We start from the raw sequence: 21,025 nt of genomic DNA on the forward strand, positions 1-21,025 counted from the left end.
TAGTTTTACACTATTGCGTGTGCAAAGTCTCGACCCTGCCGTACGGCCGTTCTTGGCCGAGGTTGTGGCAATATTCACGCCATTGCCGTCGAGTTTGCTTTATACTGGCCGCCACACAGGGTTACACAGGGCAGAAATAGACCATGACGCAGGATGAACTGAAAAAAGCGGTGGGCTGGGCCGCGCTGAAATATGTCCGGCCCGGCACGATCGTAGGCGTGGGGACCGGCTCTACCGCGGCGCATTTTATTGACGCGCTGGGGGCCGTCAGTCATCAAATCGAGGGGGCGGTTTCCAGCTCCGAGGCGTCGTCCGCTAAATTGAAGAGCCTGGGTATTCCTTTATTTGACCTTAACGATGTCGACGCTCTGGACATTTATGTCGATGGCGCCGATGAGATTAACGGCAGCATGCAGATGATCAAAGGCGGTGGCGCCGCGCTGACCCGCGAAAAAATCATCGCCGCCGTGGCACGCAAGTTCATCTGTATCGCCGATGCCAGTAAGCTGGTGGACGTGCTCGGCACGTTTCCGCTTCCGGTTGAGGTGATCCCCATGGCCCGCGGCTGGGTCGCCCGCGAACTGGTACGCCTGGGTGGTCAGCCGGTTTATCGCCAGGGCGTGGTGACCGATAACGGCAATATCATCCTGGATGTGCACAATCTGGCGATCCTGGATGCGGTGGCGCTTGAAGAGCAAATCAATAACATCCCCGGGGTCGTCACCGTTGGCCTGTTTGCGCGCCGCGGCGCTGATGTGGCGCTTATCGGCAGCGAACAGGGCGTCAAAATCATCGGCTAAACCGAAGGTCGGCGCGCGGTCTATCCGGTCGCCGCCGATGTTAATAAAAAACCGATAATATGTTTTATTTTTCTACCCTGAATTTAGTGATTAATTTCACATTTTTCACGCTTGCCTGCCGGAAATCTTCGCCTAATCCCCCCTGCTAGACGATTTATCCATAACGCGCCCTTATGGCTGTGTCTTATGCTGCACCTCCTGCGCCTATGCCGGTTGCCGCACCGGTAAATTTTGTTATTTTGTCGGAGTGCTGCGTGTCGCAGCCGCATCGTGAGCATCTTAAAGGGTCGGGAAATGGCAAAAGTATCGCTGGAAAAAGATAAGATTAAGTTTCTGTTGGTGGAAGGGGTACACCCCTCGGCGCTGGAAAATCTGCAACGCGCCGGTTACACCAATATTGAGTATCACAAAGGCGCATTGGACACCGAAACGCTGAAACACGCGATCCGCGACGCTCACTTTGTCGGCATTCGTTCCCGCACCCATCTGACGGAAGACGTTTTCGCCGTGGCAGAGAAACTGGTGGCGGTGGGGTGTTTTTGTATCGGCACCAATCAAGTGGATCTGCCGGCCGCGATGAAGCGTGGCGTCCCGGTCTTCAATGCGCCTTTCTCCAACACGCGCTCCGTGGCAGAAATGGTATTGGGGGAAATGCTGCTCATGATGCGTGGCATCCCTGAAGCTAACGCCCGGGCACACCGCGGTCAATGGAACAAACAGGCGCAGGGTAGCTACGAAGCGCGCGGTAAAAAACTGGGGATTGTCGGCTATGGCCATATCGGTACCCAACTAAGCATTCTTGCGGAAAGCCTGGGCATGCAGGTGTTCTTCTACGATATCGAAAGCAAGCTAACGCTGGGTAATGCCCAGCAGGTCGCTACGCTGGCCGAACTGCTGGGGATGAGCGATGTGGTGAGTCTGCATGTGCCGGATACGCTGTCGACGCGCAACATGATGGGCAAAACCGAGCTCGCGCAAATGAAAGCCGGCGCGCTGTTGATTAACGCCTCGCGTGGGACGGTGGTGGACATAGCGGCGCTGTGCGAGACGCTGGCCAGCAAGCATCTGGCCGGCGCGGCGATCGACGTTTTCCCGCAGGAGCCGGCGACCAATAGCGATCCGTTCACGTCGCCGCTGTGTGAATTTGACAATGTGATCCTGACGCCGCACATCGGCGGGTCAACTCAAGAAGCCCAAGAGAATATCGGCATCGAAGTGGCCGGCAAACTGGTGAAGTATTCCGATAACGGTTCCACTTTGTCGGCGGTCAATTTCCCCGAGGTGTCGCTGCCGGAGCACGGCGAACGCGTGAGCCGTTTGCTGCATATCCATGAAAATCGCCCCGGCGTGTTGACTCGGATCAACCAGATTTTCGCCGAGCAGGGGATCAACATCGCCGCGCAATATTTGCAGACGACGCCGGAAATCGGTTATGTGGTCATCGATGTGGAAACGGCGGCGGAAGATACCGCGCTGCAGCTGATGAAAGCGATACCGGGCACCATACGCGCCCGCTTGCTCTACTGAGGGCCGACAGGAATGCGCGGCGCGCGATGGCCCTCACCGCCGTGGGCGAAAGTCAGGTAAGCCCGGCGCAGGCAATGGCGGACACCGCCGGCGGCGGGAGTGGAGTAAGGTAAACCCGGCGCCTGCCCCTGTAGTCTCTCCTCGCCGGCGCCCATGTCGCGGGCGTGGCGCAGGCTTCAGCGCCACGGCCGATCTGGGTAACGAAGGGCAAAAACGGCGTCAGCCGGTTTTTTTCGCCCCGGCGTCATGCCAGCGCCAGTGGTGGGAGGGGGTAATAATTTCCGGAAGTCCAATATCCCACTCTTCCACCGGCAGCGGATCCGCTACCTGCTGACAATCGTGCGCCAGCCCGATAGGGTAAAAGCCCGCCAGTGGCCGCCAGTGCTGTAGCGTGCGGTCATAAAAGCCACCGCCCATGCCCAGGCGCTGCCCCTGCGCATCGAACGCCACCAGCGGCGTGAACAGCACATCCAGGCCGGCCAGCGGCAGTAGCGTAGTGATATCCAGCCGGGGCTCGCGGATGCGCAACCGGTTCAACACTAGCGGGGTGGTGGCGCTATAGCGCATAAACAGCAAGTGACCGGGGGTGAAAGGATGCAGTACCGGCAGATAAACCTGCTTGCCGGCGGCCCATAGGGCATCGATCAGCGGACGGGTATCCAGCTCGCCATCGAACGAAAGAAAAACGGCCAGGGTGCGGGCGCTACGGATACGCGCGTCGTTCATGACGCGGCTGACGACGCGCAGGGCGGCGTCCGATTGTTCTTGGGACGACAGCGCGCGACGCCGCAGGCGGATATGATTGCGCAGCGACTGCCGCAGCAGTGATTTTTCCATTGACGAGGTCATAGGGAAACGGTGCTTAACTAGGGGATCTCCGAGATGCCGCCGCAGGCTGTAACCCTTGAACCCTTGGTTCAAGGTGAACGCAGCGTCGAGACCTTAAGGCTTCTCGGACGAGCCGAGCATGCGCACCGGTCAGGAATCGCCACATTCTTGTGGTATGAAATATCGGCTCAGGGGACTGACCCGCTGGCGAACACCTCAGAGAAATTTGGTTTTCAGCCCGCGGGTATCGGTATCGGCCCCGCGGTGCGTACGTCGTTATTCGAACTGGTTTCCCGGTCGTTCCGTTATGCGGCCCTGTTCTACCAGCGCCTGCTCAATCGTTTGCTGCAATAAACGAATGCGCTGTTCCATGTTGGCTGCATAATCCCGGGTTTTCAACCTTTCCTGCGCCAATTCGTGACAGACGTTCAGGGCGGCGATGAAAACAAGTTGTTCCGTATTGGTGACTCTAGTTCGAACTTTCAGATCTTGCAACCGCTGATTAAGATCTTCCGCCGCCTGGTTCAACGCTTCCTGTTGCTCCGGGGGGCAATTGACCCGTAATGTACGGCCAAAAATTTGAATATCTACCGGTTGTGCGGACATACCACCTTCCTGCCTTTGTTACCGCGCCAACCCCGCCACTGCCGCGTAATATCGGCGAGGCGCGAAGGGGCGCAACTATAATCTATCTAAAACAGAAGTTACAAGCCCTTTCTGGTATAGCGACGGACCTTGGTGGTAGCATAACACGAACTTATCCCGCCAACATTGATGAAAGCGCATGTCTAAACAAAATACATTCCCCGATTACGAAAATTTGAACCGGCTTTTGGCAGCGCAGGCGGTGGCTTTAACCGCTGCGGAGATGCATGGGCTGCTGAGCGGGATAGTGTGTGGCGGTAACCATAACGACAGTTGGCAGGTGTTAGTGCATGAGTTGACCAACGACGGGTTGGCGTTCAGCCAAACGCTCGCCGGGCCGCTGCGCGACCTGCACCAGGCCACCGCCAGCGCGCTGGCGGATGCGTCATTCCAATTTCAGCTATTGCTGCCGGCGGACGACGACGAAGGGAATGCGCTATTCGCGCGAGTGGAGGCCCTGGCCGGCTGGGTCAACCATTTTCTGCTCGGTCTGGGGGTGGTCCAGCCGCAGTTGGACAAGGTGCGGGGCGATGTGCGCGAGGCGATAGACGATTTGCGCAATATCGCTCAGTTGGGGTATGACGAGGACGAAGATCGCGAGGCGTTGGCGCAATCGCTGGAGGAAGTGATTGAGTATGTCCGTATGGCCGCCATCCTTTGCCATAATGATTTCACCCGTCCGGATGACGACGCGGCGCCCACGCCGGCCGGTCCGGTATTACATTAACATTAACGCCGGCCTTGCGTCGGCGTATTGGCCACGGCAAAGGAGCCGAGCATGTTAACCAGGCTGGAGGGAGCGATGACACCACTAGAATATAGCCGGCGTCGTCAAGGATTGCTGGCGAAAATGGCCCCGGGAAGCGCCGCGCTGATCTTTGCCGCCCCCGAGGCGACGCGCAGCGCCGATAGCGAGTATCCCTATCGGCAAAACAGTGATTTCTGGTATTTCACCGGCTTTAACGAGCCGCAGGCGCTGTTGATTCTGGTCAAAAGCGACCAAAGCCATCATCACAGCGTATTATTTAATCGGGTACGCGATAAAACCGCCGAAATCTGGACCGGCCGCCGCCTGGGTCAGGAGGCGGCGCCGGAGCGCCTAGGGGTTTCCCGAGCGCTCCCCTGGGACGATATCGGCAGCCAATTGCATCTGCTGCTCAACGGCCTGGACGTGGTTTATCATGCGCAAGGCGAATACGACTTTGCCGACACATTGCTGTTCAGCGCGCTGGATAAATTGCGCCGCGGCGCGCGTCAGCAATGGCAGGCGCCGGCCACGCTGGTGGATTGGCGGCCCTGGGTGCACGACATGCGGCTGATAAAATCCGAAGAGGAGCTGGCGGTGATGCGCCGCGCCTGTGAAATCACCGCTTTGGCGCATACCCGCGCCATGCAGCAATGCCGGCCCGGCATGTACGAATATCAGTTGGAAGGCGAGATCCAGCATGAATTCAATCGCCACGGCGCGCGCTTCCCGTCTTACAACACCATCGTCGGCAGCGGCGAAAACGGCTGCATTTTGCACTACACCGAAAACGCCTCCAGGATGAAAAGCGGCGATCTGGTGTTGATCGACGCCGGCTGTGAATATCAGGGCTACGCCGGGGATATCACCCGCACCTTTCCGGTCAATGGCCGCTTCTCGCCGGAACAGCGCGCGATTTATGACCTGGTCCTGGCAATGCTTAACCGCGCCCTTGAGCTTTATGGCCCGGGGCGCAGTATTCAGGAGGTGGGTGAAGAGGCGGTGCGCATTATGGTCACCGGTCTGGTGCAACTGGGCGTCATGAAGGGAGAGGTCGAGGCGCTCATCGCCGAACAGGCGCACCGGCAATTCTTTATGCATGGCCTGAGCCACTGGCTGGGGCTTGACGTTCACGACGTCGGTAATTATGGCTCCTCAGAGCGTAGCCGGGCGCTGGAGCCGGGTATGGTGCTGACCATCGAGCCGGGTATCTATATTGCCAGCGACGCCGATGTGCCCCCCGCCTACCGCGGTATCGGCATTCGCATTGAGGACAACATCGTGATTACCGCCGCGGGTAATGAAAACCTCACCGCCTCGGTCGTCAAAGAGGCCGAGGCGATTGAAGCCCTTATGGCGGCGGCGCGCAAAGGATGAGTGTCACCATTATCGGCGGCGGCATGGCCGGCGCGACGTTGGCGCTGGCGCTTTCGCATCTGAGCCGCGGCACGCTGCAAATCGACCTGGTGGAGGCGCGGACGCCGGAAAGCCGCGATCATCCCGGCTTCGACGCCCGCGCTATCGCGCTGGCGCAGGGGACCTGCCGCGAGCTGACCGCCATCGGCGTCTGGCCGGCGCTGGCATCCTGCGCCACCGCCATTACCCGGGTGGAGGTGAGCGACAAAGGGCACCTGGGTAAAGTTCAGATTGCGGCCGACGACTATCAGTTGCCGGCGCTGGGCTATGTCGTGGAGCTGCACGCGGCCGGTAAACGGCTATTCGATTTGCTGCGCCAGGCCCCCGGCGTGCGGCTGCATTGTCCGGCGACGCTCACGCGCCTCAGGCGCGAGCGCGAGGAGACGATCATTACCTTGGATAATGGCGTCGAGCTCAACGCGCAACTGGTGGTGGCGGCGGACGGCTCGCGCTCGCCGCTGGCGGCGCAATGCGGCATGCGCTGGCGGCAGCGGGATTATCAGCAAATTGCGGTTATCGCCAATATCAGCACCGCCGTGCCGCACGGCGGTGACGCTTTCGAGCGGTTTACCCCCCAGGGCCCGCTGGCGTTGCTGCCCATGTCCGGCGCGCGCAGTTCGCTGGTTTGGTGCCTGCCGGCTGCGCATGAACAGGACATTGCCGACTGGGACGAGGGGCGTTTTTGCCAAGCGTTGCAGCAGGCGTTTGGCTGGCGGCTCGGCCGGATTACCGCCGCCGGCGAGCGCCAGTGTTACCCGCTGCGGCTGCGCACGGCCGAGCGGCATATTGCCCACCGCCTGGCGCTGGTGGGTAATGCCGCGCAAACGCTGCACCCCATTGCCGGCCAGGGGTTTAACCTGGGGCTGCGCGATGTGATGACGCTGGCGGAAACGCTGGCGCAGGCTGCGGCGCAGGGAGAGGATATCGGCGATTACGCCGTGCTATCCCGCTACCAGCGTCGTCGGCAGCCGGACCAGGCCGGTACCGTTGGCATCACCGACGGGCTGATTCATCTGTTCGCCAACCGTCACCTGCCGTTAGTGGTGGGCCGAAATCTTGGGCTGCTGGCCATGGCCCATATTCCGTCGCTGCGCGATGCGCTGGCGCGTAAAACGCTGGGCTGGGTGGCCCGTTGACCCCGACCCGCAAGCAAGGATCCATTAAGCTATGCAAGCATTTGATATCGTGATTAGCGGCGGCGGCATGGTCGGCCTGGCGCTGGCCTGCGGCCTGCAGGGGACCGGATTGCGCGTGGCGGTCATCGAGCGCCAGGGGCCGGAGGCGATTCCTCCTGCCGAACAGCCGGCGTTGCGGGTTTCCGCCATCAATGCCGCCAGCCGGCGTTTGTTGCAGCATGTGCAGGTCTGGGAGGCCATCACCGCGCAGCGCGCCAATCCTTATCGGGGCATGGAAGTCTGGGAGCGGGACAGCTTCGGGCGTATCGCTTTCGACGGTGCCGGGCTGGGCTATCCGGAGCTGGGGCATATCATTGAAAATCCGGTCATTCAGCAGGCATTATGGCGCCGCGCGGAGCAATTGGCCGAGGTAACGCTGATAGCCCCTGCCACGCTGCGCCAGGTGGCCTGGGGTGAAAATGAAGCCTTTATCACCCTTGACGACGACCGGATGCTGACCGCCCGCCTGGTCGTGGCGGCGGACGGCGCGCGCTCTTGGCTGCGGACCCATGCCGATATCCCGCTGACTTTTTGGGACTACCAGCATCATGCGTTGGTGGCAACCGTGCGCACCGCCCGGCCTCATGGCAATATCGCCCGACAAACGTTTCACGGTGACGGCATTCTGGCGTTTTTGCCGCTAAGCGACCCGCATTTAAGCTCTATCGTCTGGTCGCTGCCGCCGTCGGTGGCGCAAGAGCGCCTGACGGCGCCCGCCGAAGCGTTCAACGCCGCGCTGGCCATGAACTTCAGTCTGGCGCTGGGGTTATGCGAGCTGCAGGGCGAACGGCAAACTTTCCCGCTCACCGGCCGCTATGCGCGTAATTTTGCCGCTCACCGCCTGGTGCTGGTAGGGGATGCCGCGCATACCGTCCATCCGCTGGCGGGGCAGGGCGTCAACCTGGGGTTCATGGATGTCGCGGAACTGTTGGGAGAAGTGCGGCGCCTGCGAAAAGCCGGCAAGGATATCGGCCATTACCCCTATCTGCGGCGCTACGAGCGCAGCCGCAAACACAGCGCCGCGCTGATGCTGGCGGGCATGCAGGGGTTTCGCGAGCTTTTCGCCGGCCAACAGCCGCTAAAAAAATGGGTCCGCGACGCCGGTTTGCGGCTGGCGGATACGCTACCCGGCGTTAAGCCCCGCTTCATCAAACAGGCGATGGGATTGAACGATTTACCTGCCTGGTTGGCAGCCGAGCCCTTCGACTGAATTATTCTAATTTTACCGAAGCTTTTGGATTATATTTTCTAATCCGATGCCTAAACCCCGCCGGGATTAAAAAAGCAGTGGCGGGGTTTTTTGTGATTAAACTTTCCTTTTACCCGTTGCGATGCCTGTTTCGTGCGCCGAAATCCGTTTTTAGGCAGCATAATATCGCGCCTGGCTTTCCTTACCTTTCACGTGGCTTTTCCTTCGGTTGATAATTTAAGTTATGGTTTCCACCGCCGTTCAATGGTAAGTTCTGCCTAAAGGTATCGTTTGCGTCAGCCCTCTTTACCCGCCCGGGCAGAGGCTTGGAGCGCTTCGGTAGTTATCTGTCTTCCCATTGAGTAAGAGAGAAAAGATGGCTCAGCAGACCCCGCTGTATGAAGAGCACCTCGCGTGCGGCGCCAAAATGGTGGATTTCCACGGCTGGATGATGCCGCTCCACTACGGTTCCCAACTGGATGAACATCATCAGGTGCGGCGCGATGCCGGCATGTTCGACGTGTCCCATATGACCATTGTCGACTTAGCGGGGCCGCGCACCCGTGATTTTCTGCGCCATCTGCTGGCCAATGATGTCGCCAAGCTGACGGTGCCCGGTAAAGCGCTTTACACCGGCATGCTCAACGCTTCCGGCGGGGTGATAGACGATCTTATCGTCTATTTCCTTTCCGAAACCGAGTTCCGCCTGGTGGTGAATTCCGCCACCCGTGACAAAGACGTTGAGTGGGTCACTCGTCACGCCGAACGCTACCAGGTGGCGGTAACCGTGCGCGACGATCTCGCCCTGATTGCGGTGCAGGGGCCGCAGGCGCAAAACAAAACGCAGACGCTGTTCACCCCGCAACAGCGTCAGGCGGTGGCCGGAATGAAACCGTTTTTCGGCGTGCAGGCCGGTGATTTGTTCATCGCTACCACCGGCTATACTGGCGAGGCGGGCTATGAGATTGCGTTACCCGCCACGCAGGCCGCGGATTTCTGGCGGCGGCTGCTGGCGGCCGGCGTGAAGCCCTGTGGACTGGGCGCGCGCGATACTTTGCGCCTGGAGGCGGGAATGAACCTTTACGGCCAGGAAATGGACGAAGGCATTTCTCCGCTTGCGGCCAATATGGGTTGGACCATTACCTGGCAGCCTGAGGACCGCGATTTCATCGGCCGCGAGGCGCTGGAGGCCCAGCGCGCCGCCGGCGACGGCGAGCAATTGGTCGGATTGGTGATGTCCGAAAAAGGCGTATTGCGCAATGGCCTGCCGGTCCATTTCACCGACGCCTCCGGCAACATGCAGCAAGGCATCATCACCAGCGGCTCGTTTTCGCCCACTTTGGGCGTCAGCATTGCGCTGGCGCGAGTGCCGGCCGGTATCGGCCAGCAGGCGATAGTGTTAATCCGTAACCGCGAAATGCCGGTTAAGGTCACCAAACCCGGTTTTGTGCGCGCCGGCAAAGCGGTTGCGCAATAACTAACTTTGTCATAGTGAGGATGGCGATGAGCAATGTGCCGACAGAATTAAAATATACCGCATCCCATGAGTGGGTGTTAAACGAAGGCGACGGCGTTTATTGTGTCGGGATTACCGAACATGCGCAGGAGCTGCTGGGCGATATGGTGTTCATGGATCTGCCGGAAGTGGGCGCCTCGTTCTCCGCCGGCGAAGATTGCGCCGTGGCGGAATCGGTAAAAGCTGCGTCGGATATCTATGCGCCCATCAGCGGCGAAATTGTGGCGGTGAACGACGATCTCGACGGATCGCCGGAGCTGGTCAACAGCGCGCCTTATACCGATGGCTGGCTGTTTAAGATCAAAGCCGCCGATGAAAGCGAAGTGAACGAATTGCTCGACGCCGCCGCTTATCAGGCCGCCATCGACGAAGAAGACGAATAACGCTGACGCCCCGGCCGCGACCGCCGGGGCGCCTTTTGCGATTACCCTTTTCCGGTCCCATGCCCGATGCAGGAATTGTTGTCCATGACCCAGACTCTCAGCCAGCTTGAACATCATGACGCCTTCATAGCCCGTCATATCGGCCCTTCCGCGCCGCAACAGGCAGCTATGCTTGCCGCCGTGGGCAGCGATTCCCTGGCGGGGCTTATTGCCCAAATCGTGCCGGCGGACATTCAGCTTGCCGCGGCGCCCGCCGTGGGCGAGCCGGCGACGGAAGCGCAGGCGCTGGCCGAGCTAAAGGCTATCGCCAGTCAGAACCAGCGCTACAAATCCTTTATCGGCATGGGCTATAGCGCGGTGGTAACGCCGCCCGTTATTCTGCGCAATATGCTGGAAAACCCGGGCTGGTACACCGCCTACACCCCCTATCAGCCCGAGGTATCCCAGGGCCGGCTTGAAGCGCTGCTCAATTTTCAACAGTTGACGCTGGATCTGACGGGTCTGGACATCGCTTCCGCCTCGCTGCTGGATGAAGCGACTGCGGCGGCCGAAGCCATGGCGCTTGCCAAGCGCGCCAGCAAGTTGAAACAGGCCAACCGCTTTTTCGTCGCCGACGATGTGCATCCGCAAACCCTGGATGTCGTGCGCACCCGCGCCGGCACCTTCGGCTTTGAGCTGGTGATCGATAAGGCAGAGGCGGCGCTGGAGCATCCCGATCTCTTCGGCGTGTTGTTACAGCAGGTGGGCACCACCGGCGAGCTGCATGACTACCGCGCGCTCATTGCCGAGCTCAACAGCCGCAAAATCATCAGCTGCGTGGCGGCGGATATGCTCTCACTGGTGCTGCTGGCCGCGCCCGGCGCGCAGGGGGCCGATGTGGTATTCGGTTCGTCGCAGCGTTTCGGCGTGCCGATGGGATACGGCGGCCCGCACGCGGCGTTTTTCGCCGCCCGCGATGAGATGAAGCGCGCCATGCCGGGGCGGATTATCGGTGTTTCCCGCGACGCCGCCGGCGATATCGCACTGCGCATGGCGATGCAGACGCGCGAGCAGCATATTCGCCGCGAGAAAGCGAACTCGAACATTTGTACTTCACAAGTATTGTTGGCCAATATCGCCGGCCTGTATGCGGTCTATCACGGTCCGCAGGGGCTGCAACGCATCGCGGGGCGTATTCACCGGCTGACAAAGATTCTGGCGCAGGGGCTGCGCGACGCCGGCCTGACGCTCAGGCACGATTGCTGGTTCGATACCCTGACCGTCGAGGTGGCCGATAAAGCGGGCGTGCTGGCGCGCGCCGATGCCGCCGGCATCAATTTGCGCAGCGACATCCACGGCGCGGTGGGCATCACCCTTGACGAAACAACCGTGCGTGAAGATGTGCAAACCCTCTGGCAGGTGTTGACGGGCGCCACGGGCACTCTGGCAATCGATGCGCTAGACGCCGGCTGCGGCGACGTGATCCCGCAGGAGCTGCTGCGCACTACGCCAATCCTGACCCACGAGGTGTTTAACCGCTACCATAGCGAAACGGAAATGATGCGCTATATGCACCGGCTGGAGCGCAAGGATCTGGCGCTGAACCAGGCGATGATCCCGCTCGGATCCTGCACGATGAAGCTTAACGCCGCCGCCGAAATGATCCCTATCACCTGGCCGGAATTCGCCGAGCTGCATCCGTTCTGCCCCCCGGAGCAGGCGGCGGGCTACCAGCAGATGATCGCCCAACTGTCGCGCTGGCTTATCCAACTGACCGGCTACGACGCCCTGTGCATGCAGCCGAACTCCGGCGCCCAGGGCGAATATGCCGGCCTGCTGGCGATTCGTCGTTATCATGAGAGCCGTAATCAAGGCGAGCGCCATATTTGTCTTATTCCGAGCTCGGCCCACGGTACCAACCCGGCGTCGGCGCAGATGGCCGGCATGTCGGTCACCGTGGTGGCCTGCGATAAGAATGGCAACATTGATTTGCACGATCTGCGCGCCAAGGCCGAGCAGGCAGGCGAGCAACTGTCTTGCATTATGGTGACCTATCCCTCGACCCACGGCGTCTATGAAGAAACCATCCGTGAAGTGTGCCAGATTGTCCATCAGTACGGCGGGCAGGTCTATCTGGACGGCGCCAACATGAATGCGCAGGTGGGGATCACGTCGCCGGGCTATATCGGCGCCGATGTATCGCATCTCAATTTACATAAAACCTTCTGCATTCCCCACGGCGGCGGCGGCCCGGGCATGGGCCCCATCGGTGTGAAGGCGCATCTGGCTCCGTTCGTCCCCGGTCATTCGGTGGTGGAACTGGACGGCGTTTTAACCCGCCAGGGTGCCGTCAGCGCCGCGCCGTTCGGCAGCGCATCGATCTTGCCCATCAGTTGGATGTATATCCGTATGATGGGCGCGGAAGGATTAAAACAGGCCAGCCAGGTGGCGATTCTGAACGCCAATTATATCGCCAGCCGGTTGCAGCAGGCTTATCCGGTGCTGTATACCGGACGCGACGGCCGCGTGGCCCACGAATGTATCCTGGATCTTCGACCGCTGAAAGAGGCCACCGGCATCAGCGAAATGGATATCGCCAAACGCCTGATCGACTATGGTTTCCACGCTCCTACCATGTCTTTCCCGGTGGCCGGTACGCTGATGGTCGAGCCCACCGAGTCGGAAAGCCAGCTGGAGCTCGATCGCTTCATTGAGGCGATGCTGGCCATCCGCGCCGAAATCCAGCAGGTGGCGGACGGCATCTGGCCGGCGGACGATAACCCGCTGGTGAACGCGCCCCATACCCAGCGTGAGCTGGCCGGCGAGTGGCGCCATCCGTACGATCGGCAGGTTGCGGCGTTCCCGGCCGGATATGGCGATAAATACTGGCCGGCGGTGAAGCGGTTGGACGATGTTTATGGCGACCGCAATCTGTTTTGCTCCTGCGTGCCCATCGGCGATTATGCCTAAGCGTCACGGCTAGGCGCCGACGGGCGCCGCGCGCAAACCTGCCGGCATAGTGCGATTAACGTTACGCCTGTGGCCGCACCGTTTAGGCCCGCCGTAAACACCGTCAAGCGGCGCTCTGGCGGTGCGCAAACCTGCCGGCATGCTGGGTCTAACGTTACGCCCGTGGCCGCACCGTCCAGGTCCGCCGGAAACACCGTCAAGCGGCGCCCTGCGGTCGGTATGCCGCCGATAAACAGTGTCCCGGCGAGGATGTCGTCGGTCGCTGCGTTATTTTAGCCAGCCTTGCTGCTGCGCCTGCTGCAGGTGCCGGCTGAGATGCGTCCACAGCGCCGGATAGACGTCGGCGATAAACGCGTTGCGCGTCAGCACCTGTTCGAGGGTAATGCCGTTCTCGACCCAGCTCTGCCCCTGGTTGTGCAGGTTCATCAGCACCGGCATGAGCCTATCGATCATCAGGGCGAAACGGGCGCTAGGGGTTTCGCCCGCCTCATACTCCAGCCACAATTCATGAAACTGGCGACGCTGCGGCGTCGGCAGCAGCCCGAACAGCCGCTGTGCCGCCTTTGCTTCCATCGCGTGAACCGCCTCGCGGCCCGCGAGATCGTAAACCAGCACGTCGCCGGCGTCGATTTCGACGATGTCGTGAACCAGCGCCATCTGCGTCACGCGAGTGATATCGACGCCGTCGTCGGCATAGGGGGCCAGGGCCATCACCGCGACCGCAAAGTGCCAACTGTGCTCCGCGGTGTTCTCCTGTCGTTGGGTACCAAGTACTTTGGTGCGGCGTTGTATGCTTTTAAGCTTATCAATTTCGATTAAGAAAGCGACGACTTCGGTCAGTTCGCCGAAAGCCAGCGCGGGTGGTGTTGCAGCCATCAGAATCCCCGGCATAATCCAATTGAGCGGCCTAGTGTAGGCCAAATCACCCGTGAATTCGACCGGAATAGCCGCGCCCTGGACGGCGCGCCTTTACAATTTCTCACGGTTTATTTCAGCGTACACATGTACACCGAATAGACTGTCGATTACCCTATACACTGCGCGCGCACGGACGAACGCATCATCAAGCGGAGGTAAGATAATTTATGAGAAACAAACCATTAGCCAAAAGCTACTCCTTGGCGGAAGAGATAGCCAATAGCGTCAGTCACGGCGTGGGGGTAATCTTTGGTATTGTCGGTCTGGTTCTCATGCTTAATCAGGCCGGCGAAGCCGGAGCCACCGCGCTCGCGGTGACCAGCTACAGCCTTTACGGCGGCAGTATGATCCTGCTGTATCTGGCTTCGACGCTTTACCACGCCATCCCCCATCCACCGGCAAAACGCTGGCTGAAGAAGGTCGACCACTGCGCGATTTACCTGTTGATCGCCGGCACCTATACGCCGTTTTTATTGATAGGCCTGGCCTCGCCGCTGGCCAAATGGCTGATGGTGGTCATCTGGGTGATGGCGGCGGTGGGCGTCCTGTTCAAACTGGTGTTTGCGCATCGCTTTCGCGCTATCTCCATCATCACGTATTTAACCATGGGCTGGTTATCGCTGGTGGTCATTTATCAGCTGGTGCAACGTTTACCCGCGGGTGGGGTGGCGTTACTGGCGGCGGGAGGCGTGGTTTACTCGCTGGGCGTGGTATTTTACGTCTGGGATCGGATACCGTTTAACCATGCGATATGGCATGGCTTTGTGTTGGGAGGAACCGTTTGTCACTTTCTGGCCATCTATTTGTTTGTTGCCTGACCCGCCGCGTTTTCCGGCCGGCAGCCCGTTGCCGGCCATATCTGTTCACCCGCCGCGCAGGTTACCGGAGCCGCTTTCCCCGGTCGGGCGCCTCAGCGGCGCGCGGCAGCTCACTCGCCGATAACGTACGGCAGCGGACGCACGGCCAACGCGCCAGCGGCGTCGTCGCGTACCCGTAGCTGGCTGTCAGGCGGCAGATCGTTATTCAGCACCGCCTGTATCCAGACGCTGCTATCTTCCAGCTGGCAGGCCGCCAGCACCGTACCGGTTCGCCGCCAATTGTCGCCCAGTTTGAGTTCCAAATCGTCGCCGGCGACGGGAAGATGGCCGGCTTTGCCCGCCAGCCAGTACAGGGCGCGCTTATTGGCGCCGCGATATTTGGCGCGCGCCACCATTTCCTGCCCGGCATAGCAGCCTTTATTAAAGCTAATGCCGTCCAACGCCTGGACGTTGGCCGCCTGCGGGATGAACTGCGCGCCGTTGGCGCTGTCGATAACCGGATAGCCTGCCTCGATATCCAGCGCCAGCCATTGCCGACTGTCGTTTAGCTGGGCCTGTCCCTCCAGCTTGTGTTGCAGCGCGTCGCGCACCGCCGGCGTGGTGATAAGCAGAAAGCGCGGCGCCGGCAAATTGAAAAAGAGCAGCGTTGTGTCCTGGTGATGCGCCACCGGATGCGCCGCATCGGGGATGCTAGCGAAAAGCCCGCCAAGCGCCGCCTGCGCTTGAAAACCCGCTACGCCGAGTAATACCGCCTCGTCATCGGCGGCAATGGTGGTTTTGGAAAAAACGGCATACTTTTTTAATTCCGCGAGCTGGCTATCGCGCACGCTGCGCCGTTCGATTAAGGCCATGCCCTCCTGGTGATGAAAGACGCACAGGTGGCTGAACATTTTGCCCTTGGCATCGCAATGGGCGGCAAAGCTGAAGCGATCGGCCTCCAACGAGGCCACATCGCAGGTCAGCTGGCCCTGTAAATATTTAACGCTGTCCGGCCCATTAAGGGTGATCAGCGCCCAATCCTCCAGTGAAATGAGCGTCAGCGGCAGATGGCTGGAGGGCGACGGCAAACGCGGAGGGAAAGGAACTTGAGATGACATGGAACGGTCCTATCAGTAGTCTGACAATAGCCTAATGGTAAAAGACCGCCTGGGGTTTGCAAGCGGATCTTGCCTTAGGTTTTTGGCGATACGTGCCCGGTGCGGAATAAAGCGCGCAGAACATGTCGAAATGTGTCGTTTTATCTCATGTGGCAGGACAAAACGGGGTAAACTAGCCGCAGTACGTAGGGTTTATGAGGGTAAAGTAAAACATGGATATCACCAATAAAGCGCGGATCCATTGGGCCTGCCGACGCGGCATGCGCGAGCTGGATATCGCCATTATGCCGTTCTTTGAACAGGATTTTGACGCTCTGGATGACCAGGACAAGCGGCGCTTTGTCCGGCTGCTGGAGTGTGACGATCCCGATCTGTTTAACTGGTTGATGAATCACGGCCAGCCTGACGATCGCGAATTGCAGCAAATTATCTCAATGATACAAACGCGAAACAAAGCCCGTGGCCCTTTGGCGATGTGATATTCGGGTCTCTTGGCGCACTCAGCTTTGCTCGCTGGCGTTTTACGGGATCCTGATAATGCTGATTCTGCTTTCTCCCTGGCCGGAGAATTACGGGCTGGTGTGGTTGACGTTAGTGCTGGTAGTGGTGTTTGAGTGCATCCGCAGCCAGCGCAATATCATGTCCTGCCGTGGCGAGCTGGTGCTGATGAGCGACAGCAGTATTCAATGGCATCGCGAGGAGTGGACCTTTACCCGCAAAGCCTGGATGCTCAAGGGCGGCGTATTGCTCAGCCTGCGTAAAGCCGGCGGCACGCGGCGCCGGCGTCTGTGGCTGGCGGCGGACAGCATGGACGGCCGGGAATTCCGCCACCTGCGCCAGCTGCTGGCGCGACAGACCGGGTTTTAGCGTGGAGGCGGGGGCGGCAAACCCTCCGCTGTCGCGGGGTTACAGCAGCGCCGCCATTTCTGTCAGGATCTGCTCACACCACTGTTGCAGCCGCTGTTCGCTCAAATCGTATTGATTCACTTCATCCAGCGCCAGGCCGACAAAATGGTTGCCGTCGGGGGTGACGGCTTTCTGGCTGGTGAACTCGTAGCCGTCGGTGGGCCAGTAGCCGATGAAGCTGGCGCCCAGCGGTTGCAGAACATCGTGAAGGTAGCCCAGCGCATCCAAAAACCATTCGCCGTAACCCAATTGATCCCCCATACCGTAGAGCGCGATAATTTTACCGCGCAGGTCGAGGGTTGAGAGCTGCGGCCAGACGGCCTCCCAGTCTTCCTGGATCTCGCCGAAGTCCCAGGTGGGGATGCCAAGAATCAAGACAGTATAGTCCGCCATGCGCTGCACCGGGACATCTTTTAGGTTATGCAGATCTACCAGCTCCGCTCCGAGAATATCGCGGATTTTCTCGGCGGCCATCTCGGTATAGCAGGTGCTGGAGCCATAAAATAAACCGACTTTCATCTCTCATGTTACTCTTGCAAACAACCTAATGGCGTCAAGTGTACCAGATTTGACGGTATGTCAGGCATAATGTCGTCTGCCGCCCCATACAGGAGTCAGATATGGAACAACCGGATGACGTCATTATTGAGCAGTTTCTTGATGCCCTATGGCTGGAACGCAATCTGGCGGAAAACACGCTGGCCTCCTATCGTCTCGACCTGCAGGCGCTGGCGGCCTGGCTACGGCGTCAGCAGCGCGACTGCCTAAGCGCGAGCGCGGTGGATTTGCAGGCCTTTCTTGCCGATCGCCTCGATCATGGCTATAAGGCCACCAGCTCCGCCAGGCTACTTAGCGCCACGCGCCGGTTTTTTCAGTATCTGTACCGGGAAAAGCTGCGCACCGACGATCCCAGCGCCGGTATTTCGGCGCCCAAATTGCCGCAGCGCTTGCCTAAGGATCTCAGCGAGGCGCAGGTCGGCGATTTACTGGCGGCGCCGACCATTGCCGATCCCGTCGAGCTCCGCGATAAGGCCATGCTGGAGGTGCTCTATGCCACCGGTTTGCGGGTGTCCGAGCTGGTGGGGTTGACTCTGTCGGACGTGAGTCTGCGACAGGGCGTGGTGCGGGTGATTGGTAAAGGGGATAAGGAGCGGCTGGTACCATTGGGGGAAGAGGCGGTATACTGGATTGAGTATTATCTGGAACATGGCCGTCCGGCGCTGACCCATGGTCAAAGTCTGGACATTTTGTTCCCCAGCAACCGCAGCCGCAAAATGACCCGCCAGACGTTCTGGCATCGCATCAAACATTATGCCATCCTGGCGGGCATTGACAGCGAGCGGCTCTCCCCCCATGTTTTGCGGCACGCCTTTGCGACCCATTTACTGAACCACGGGGCGGATTTGCGCGTGGTGCAGTTGCTGCTGGGACATAGCGATCTTTCGACGACGCAGATCTACACCCATGTCGCCACCGAGCGGCTGAAGATTATCCATCAGCAGCATCATCCCCGCGCCTGAGCGGTGGAATTGAAACGAATTTCAGGCGTATGAATGCGCCGGCCCCGACCCGGGTGTTTAGATAAGGATTAAACTGTGAACAAAAGCCTGGTACTGTTTTCTGTTATGGCGCTGGCCCTGGTGCCCCTGGCCCACGCTGACGATGCGGCCATTAAGCATTCGCTCTCGCGCCTCGGCATTCACAGCGCCGATATTCAGCCGTCGCCGGTTGCCGGACTGAAAACCGTATTGACCGAAAGCGGCGTGTTGTATGTTTCCGATGACGGTCGCCACGTCATCCAGGGTCCGCTGTATGACGTCGGTAGCGATCACCCCGTCAATGTCACAAATCAGCTCCTCGGCAAGCGATTGAATGCCCTGCAAAAAGAGATGATCATCTTCAAAGCGCCGCAGGAAAAACATGTGGTAACCGTGTTCACCGACATCACCTGCGGCTATTGCCACAAGCTGCACGAACAGATCAAAGACTATAATGCGCTGGGGATAACCATCCGCTATTTGGCGTTTCCGCGCCAGGGTCTGAATTCCCAGACGGAACGGGATATGGCGTCGGTATGGTGCAGCGCTAATCCCAAAGACGCCTTCACCCAGGCGATGAACGGCGGCAACGTTCAACCCGCCACCTGCGATATCGATATCAGTAAACATTATACGCTTGGCGTCCAGTACGGTATTCAGGGCACGCCGGCGCTGCTGCTCGATAACGGTACCCTGATCCCCGGTTATCAAAGTCCGAAAGAGCTGGCCGCCATCTTGGATCAGCAAGGAACTGGCCAGGCATCAGGCGGTTAATACGGCAGTGAACATGACAACGGAACTACGCCGGCGTCCGCTGGGCGATATCGCTTTGCTGGCGGAGGCGGATATCCCGCCGCTGCTGAAACGTTTGTACGTGCAACGCGGCGTTTGCGCGGTCGATGAGCTGGAACGGGGCGCGCGTGGGTTGCTGGCCTATCATTCACTGACCGGTGTCGAGCAGGCGGTGGATTTGCTGGTCGGCGCCCTGGCGGATCAGCGCAGATTAATGGTGGTCGGCGATTTCGACGCCGACGGCGCGACCAGTACCGCGCTTACCGTGCTGGCGCTGCGGCAAATGGGCGCGCAGACGATAGAATTTCTGGTGCCGAATCGCTTTGATGACGGCTACGGCCTCAGCCCCGAGGTGGTGGAGCAGGCGGCGGCGCGCGGCGCGCAGGTTATCGTGACGGTGGACAATGGCATCTCTTCCCATGCCGGCGTCACCCTGGCGCATGAGAAAGGCATCCCGGTGCTCATAACCGATCATCATCTCCCAGGTGATACCCTGCCGGCCGCCGATGCCATCGTTAATCCCAATTTACGCGGCTGCGCCTTCGCCTCGAAATCTCTGGCGGGCGTCGGCGTGGCGTTTTATCTGATGCTGGCGCTGCGCGCGCGCCTTAACGACAGCGGCTGGTTTACGCAGCAGGGCATTGCGGCCCCCAAACTGGCCGAGCTGCTGGATTTGGTCGCGCTAGGCACCGTGGCGGACGTAGTGCCGCTGGACGCCAATAATCGTATTCTGGTGCATCAGGGGTTAAGCCGCATCCGCGCCGGCCGCTGCCGTCCCGGCATCCGCGCGCTGGCGGAGGTGGCTAACCGCGACCTCGTTCGGCTGTGCGCCAGCGATCTGGGCTTTGCGCTGGGTCCGCGGCTGAACGCCGCCGGCCGGCTGGACGATATGTCGGTCGGGGTTGCGCTGCTGTTGACGGACGATCTGTCGCAGGCGCGCATGCTGGCGGCGGAGCTGGATGCTCTCAATCAAACCCGGCGTGAAATCGAACAGGGTATGGAAGCCGAAGCGTTGGCGCTGTGCCAGGCGATGGCGCGCGACGAGCAGCCGATGCCCTTTGGTCTGGCTATCTATCACGCGCAGTGGCATCAGGGGGTGGTGGGCATTCTGGCGTCGCGGATAAAAGAGCGTTTTCACCGGCCGGTTATCGCCTTTGCGCCCGCTGGGGATGGCGTATTGAAAGGCTCCGGGCGATCGGTGGCCGGCTTGCATATGCGCGATCTGCTCGAACGGCTGGACACATTACATCCCGGTTTAATGCTGAAATTTGGCGGCCATGCTATGGCGGCCGGTTTGACGCTGGAGCAGACGCAATTTGACCGATTCCGCCAGCGTTTCGCTGAACTGGTCGATGAGTGGCTCGATCCCGCGATGCTCGAAGGCGTGATTTGGTCGGACGGCGAGCTGGCCGGCCCGGAGCTGTCGCTGACCACCGCCGAGCTGCTGCGCGACGGCGGCCCCTGGGGACAGGCGTTTCCCGATCCGCTGTTTGACGGGCGGTTTCGCGTGCTAAATCAGCGGCTGGTGGGGGAGAAACATCTGAAGCTGCTGCTAGAACCGCTGGCCGGCGGCCCAATGCTGGATGGCATCGCGTTCAATATTGACCCGCGCCTGTGGCCGGACAATAGCGTGCATACCGTCGAATTGGCCTACAAGCTGGAGGTTAACGAGTTTCGCGGCAATCGCAGCCTACAGCTATTAATTCAGCATATTTGGCCGCTGTAATGGACCGCCGCCGTTGCCAATACGATGGCGACGGCTACTACCGCCCGGGGCGCTGAT

Annotated in this window: 20 protein-coding genes and 1 other RNA gene; 15 read left to right on the forward strand and 6 right to left on the reverse strand. The window is 60.0% G+C overall.

The genetic code is table 11. The annotated features are described in order from the left end of the window. Positions 1–143 precede the first annotated feature (143 nt). Both rpiA and serA read left to right on the forward strand, forming a co-directional pair. Positions 144–800, forward strand: coding sequence for a ribose-5-phosphate isomerase RpiA (gene rpiA, locus SANT_RS03875; RefSeq protein ID WP_025420990.1), 657 nt, complete (start codon positions 144–146; stop codon positions 798–800). Positions 801–1,094: 294 nt separating this feature from the next. Then, positions 1,095–2,327 (forward strand): phosphoglycerate dehydrogenase, encoded by a 1,233-nt coding sequence (gene serA / locus SANT_RS03880; RefSeq protein ID WP_025420991.1) that lies wholly within the window; start codon positions 1,095–1,097, stop codon positions 2,325–2,327. Between the two features lie 219 nt (positions 2,328–2,546). Here the strand turns inward: serA and SANT_RS03885 are convergent, their stop codons facing one another. The 3 genes from SANT_RS03885 to zapA all read right to left on the reverse strand — a co-directional run bounded on the left by SANT_RS03885 (position 2,547) and on the right by zapA (position 3,761). After that, positions 2,547–3,176 (reverse strand): 5-formyltetrahydrofolate cyclo-ligase, encoded by a 630-nt coding sequence (locus SANT_RS03885; protein ID WP_025420992.1) that lies wholly within the window; start codon positions 3,174–3,176, stop codon positions 2,547–2,549. A 21-nt stretch (positions 3,177–3,197) separates the two neighbouring features. Next, a non-coding RNA gene (ssrS, locus tag SANT_RS23210) (6S RNA) lies at positions 3,198–3,381 on the reverse strand. A gap of 50 nt (positions 3,382–3,431) precedes the next feature. Then, positions 3,432–3,761, reverse strand: a complete 330-nt coding sequence (gene zapA, locus SANT_RS03890) for a cell division protein ZapA (RefSeq protein WP_025420993.1) — start codon at positions 3,759–3,761, stop codon at positions 3,432–3,434. A 178-nt stretch (positions 3,762–3,939) separates the two neighbouring features. Here zapA and SANT_RS03895 point away from each other — a divergent pair, with 178 nt between their 5' ends. The 7 genes from SANT_RS03895 (at position 3,940) to gcvP (ending at position 13,173) form a co-directional block, all read left to right on the forward strand. Continuing rightward, positions 3,940–4,527, forward strand: coding sequence for a YecA family protein (locus SANT_RS03895; protein WP_025420994.1), 588 nt, complete (start codon positions 3,940–3,942; stop codon positions 4,525–4,527). A gap of 75 nt (positions 4,528–4,602) precedes the next feature. Then, on the forward strand, positions 4,603–5,922 hold the full coding sequence (gene pepP, locus SANT_RS03900; protein WP_025420995.1) for a Xaa-Pro aminopeptidase: 1,320 nt from the start codon (positions 4,603–4,605) through the stop codon (positions 5,920–5,922). Then, positions 5,919–7,097, forward strand: a complete 1,179-nt coding sequence (gene ubiH, locus SANT_RS03905; RefSeq protein WP_025420996.1) for a 2-octaprenyl-6-methoxyphenyl hydroxylase — start codon at positions 5,919–5,921, stop codon at positions 7,095–7,097. Before pepP ends, ubiH begins: the two co-directional genes overlap by 4 nt. Before the next feature lie 31 nt (positions 7,098–7,128). Then, a complete protein-coding gene (gene ubiI, locus SANT_RS03910) occupies positions 7,129–8,346 on the forward strand; it encodes an FAD-dependent 2-octaprenylphenol hydroxylase (RefSeq protein ID WP_025420997.1) in 1,218 nt (405 codons plus the stop codon). A gap of 355 nt (positions 8,347–8,701) precedes the next feature. After that, positions 8,702–9,802 (forward strand): glycine cleavage system aminomethyltransferase GcvT, encoded by a 1,101-nt coding sequence (gene gcvT, locus SANT_RS03915; RefSeq protein WP_025420998.1) that lies wholly within the window; start codon positions 8,702–8,704, stop codon positions 9,800–9,802. Positions 9,803–9,828: 26 nt separating this feature from the next. Further along, positions 9,829–10,224, forward strand: coding sequence for a glycine cleavage system protein GcvH (gcvH, locus tag SANT_RS03920; protein WP_025420999.1), 396 nt, complete (start codon positions 9,829–9,831; stop codon positions 10,222–10,224). Between the two features lie 84 nt (positions 10,225–10,308). Further along, complete coding sequence (gcvP, locus tag SANT_RS03925; protein WP_025421000.1) at positions 10,309–13,173, forward strand: aminomethyl-transferring glycine dehydrogenase; 2,865 nt, start codon at positions 10,309–10,311, stop codon at positions 13,171–13,173. Between the two features lie 267 nt (positions 13,174–13,440). Here the strand turns inward: gcvP and SANT_RS03930 are convergent, their stop codons facing one another. Continuing rightward, the gene (locus SANT_RS03930) at positions 13,441–14,049 is read right to left on the reverse strand and encodes an HD domain-containing protein (protein WP_025421001.1); all 609 of its coding nucleotides are present in this window, start codon (positions 14,047–14,049) and stop codon (positions 13,441–13,443) included. 209 nt (positions 14,050–14,258) lie between these two features. Between SANT_RS03930 and trhA the strand changes: the two genes are divergently transcribed. Next, positions 14,259–14,909, forward strand: coding sequence for a PAQR family membrane homeostasis protein TrhA (gene trhA, locus SANT_RS03935; protein WP_025421002.1), 651 nt, complete (start codon positions 14,259–14,261; stop codon positions 14,907–14,909). Between the two features lie 110 nt (positions 14,910–15,019). Here trhA and ygfZ read toward each other — a convergent pair whose 3' ends face one another. Beyond that, positions 15,020–16,006: a tRNA-modifying protein YgfZ gene (gene ygfZ / locus SANT_RS03940; RefSeq protein ID WP_025421003.1), complete on the reverse strand. Its 987-nt coding sequence runs from the start codon at positions 16,004–16,006 to the stop codon at positions 15,020–15,022. A gap of 212 nt (positions 16,007–16,218) precedes the next feature. Here ygfZ and sdhE point away from each other — a divergent pair, with 212 nt between their 5' ends. Both sdhE and SANT_RS03950 read left to right on the forward strand, forming a co-directional pair. Further along, positions 16,219–16,485, forward strand: coding sequence for an FAD assembly factor SdhE (gene sdhE / locus SANT_RS03945; RefSeq protein WP_025246815.1), 267 nt, complete (start codon positions 16,219–16,221; stop codon positions 16,483–16,485). Further along, on the forward strand, positions 16,466–16,873 hold the full coding sequence (locus SANT_RS03950) for a protein YgfX (protein WP_025421004.1): 408 nt from the start codon (positions 16,466–16,468) through the stop codon (positions 16,871–16,873). Before sdhE ends, SANT_RS03950 begins: the two co-directional genes overlap by 20 nt. 39 nt (positions 16,874–16,912) lie before the next feature. Here the strand turns inward: SANT_RS03950 and fldB are convergent, their stop codons facing one another. After that, the gene (fldB, locus tag SANT_RS03955) at positions 16,913–17,431 is read right to left on the reverse strand and encodes a flavodoxin FldB (RefSeq protein WP_025421005.1); all 519 of its coding nucleotides are present in this window, start codon (positions 17,429–17,431) and stop codon (positions 16,913–16,915) included. A 101-nt stretch (positions 17,432–17,532) separates the two neighbouring features. On the opposite strand from fldB, the gene xerD reads away from it, so the two are divergent. The 3 genes from xerD to recJ all read left to right on the forward strand — a co-directional run bounded on the left by xerD (position 17,533) and on the right by recJ (position 20,968). Beyond that, positions 17,533–18,432, forward strand: a complete 900-nt coding sequence (gene xerD / locus SANT_RS03960; RefSeq protein ID WP_025421006.1) for a site-specific tyrosine recombinase XerD — start codon at positions 17,533–17,535, stop codon at positions 18,430–18,432. Between the two features lie 75 nt (positions 18,433–18,507). Next, complete coding sequence (dsbC, locus tag SANT_RS03965) at positions 18,508–19,224, forward strand: bifunctional protein-disulfide isomerase/oxidoreductase DsbC (protein WP_025421007.1); 717 nt, start codon at positions 18,508–18,510, stop codon at positions 19,222–19,224. A 13-nt stretch (positions 19,225–19,237) separates the two neighbouring features. Then, complete coding sequence (recJ, locus tag SANT_RS03970; protein WP_420480349.1) at positions 19,238–20,968, forward strand: single-stranded-DNA-specific exonuclease RecJ; 1,731 nt, start codon at positions 19,238–19,240, stop codon at positions 20,966–20,968. Positions 20,969–21,025: the final 57 nt, after the last annotated feature.

The organism is Sodalis praecaptivus (genome assembly GCF_000517425.1).
Taxonomy (GTDB): domain Bacteria; phylum Pseudomonadota; class Gammaproteobacteria; order Enterobacterales; family Enterobacteriaceae; genus Sodalis_A; species Sodalis_A praecaptivus.

Excerpts from the sequence above, each read along its gene's own strand:
- rpiA (WP_025420990.1), top strand. The coding sequence starts at position 144 with ATGACGCAGGATGAACTGAAAAAAGCGGTGGGCTGGGCCGCGCTGAAA.
- serA (WP_025420991.1), top strand. The coding sequence starts at position 1,095 with ATGGCAAAAGTATCGCTGGAAAAAGATAAGATTAAGTTTCTGTTGGTG.
- SANT_RS03885 (WP_025420992.1), bottom strand. The coding sequence starts at position 3,176 with ATGACCTCGTCAATGGAAAAATCACTGCTGCGGCAGTCGCTGCGCAAT.
- zapA (WP_025420993.1), bottom strand. The coding sequence starts at position 3,761 with ATGTCCGCACAACCGGTAGATATTCAAATTTTTGGCCGTACATTACGG.
- SANT_RS03895 (WP_025420994.1), top strand. The coding sequence starts at position 3,940 with ATGTCTAAACAAAATACATTCCCCGATTACGAAAATTTGAACCGGCTT.
- pepP (WP_025420995.1), top strand. The coding sequence starts at position 4,603 with ATGACACCACTAGAATATAGCCGGCGTCGTCAAGGATTGCTGGCGAAA.
- ubiH (WP_025420996.1), top strand. The coding sequence starts at position 5,919 with ATGAGTGTCACCATTATCGGCGGCGGCATGGCCGGCGCGACGTTGGCG.
- ubiI (WP_025420997.1), top strand. The coding sequence starts at position 7,129 with ATGCAAGCATTTGATATCGTGATTAGCGGCGGCGGCATGGTCGGCCTG.
- gcvT (WP_025420998.1), top strand. The coding sequence starts at position 8,702 with ATGGCTCAGCAGACCCCGCTGTATGAAGAGCACCTCGCGTGCGGCGCC.
- gcvH (WP_025420999.1), top strand. The coding sequence starts at position 9,829 with ATGAGCAATGTGCCGACAGAATTAAAATATACCGCATCCCATGAGTGG.
- gcvP (WP_025421000.1), top strand. The coding sequence starts at position 10,309 with ATGACCCAGACTCTCAGCCAGCTTGAACATCATGACGCCTTCATAGCC.
- SANT_RS03930 (WP_025421001.1), bottom strand. The coding sequence starts at position 14,049 with ATGGCTGCAACACCACCCGCGCTGGCTTTCGGCGAACTGACCGAAGTC.
- trhA (WP_025421002.1), top strand. The coding sequence starts at position 14,259 with ATGAGAAACAAACCATTAGCCAAAAGCTACTCCTTGGCGGAAGAGATA.
- ygfZ (WP_025421003.1), bottom strand. The coding sequence starts at position 16,006 with ATGTCATCTCAAGTTCCTTTCCCTCCGCGTTTGCCGTCGCCCTCCAGC.
- sdhE (WP_025246815.1), top strand. The coding sequence starts at position 16,219 with ATGGATATCACCAATAAAGCGCGGATCCATTGGGCCTGCCGACGCGGC.
- fldB (WP_025421005.1), bottom strand. The coding sequence starts at position 17,431 with ATGAAAGTCGGTTTATTTTATGGCTCCAGCACCTGCTATACCGAGATG.
- xerD (WP_025421006.1), top strand. The coding sequence starts at position 17,533 with ATGGAACAACCGGATGACGTCATTATTGAGCAGTTTCTTGATGCCCTA.
- recJ (WP_420480349.1), top strand. The coding sequence starts at position 19,238 with ATGACAACGGAACTACGCCGGCGTCCGCTGGGCGATATCGCTTTGCTG.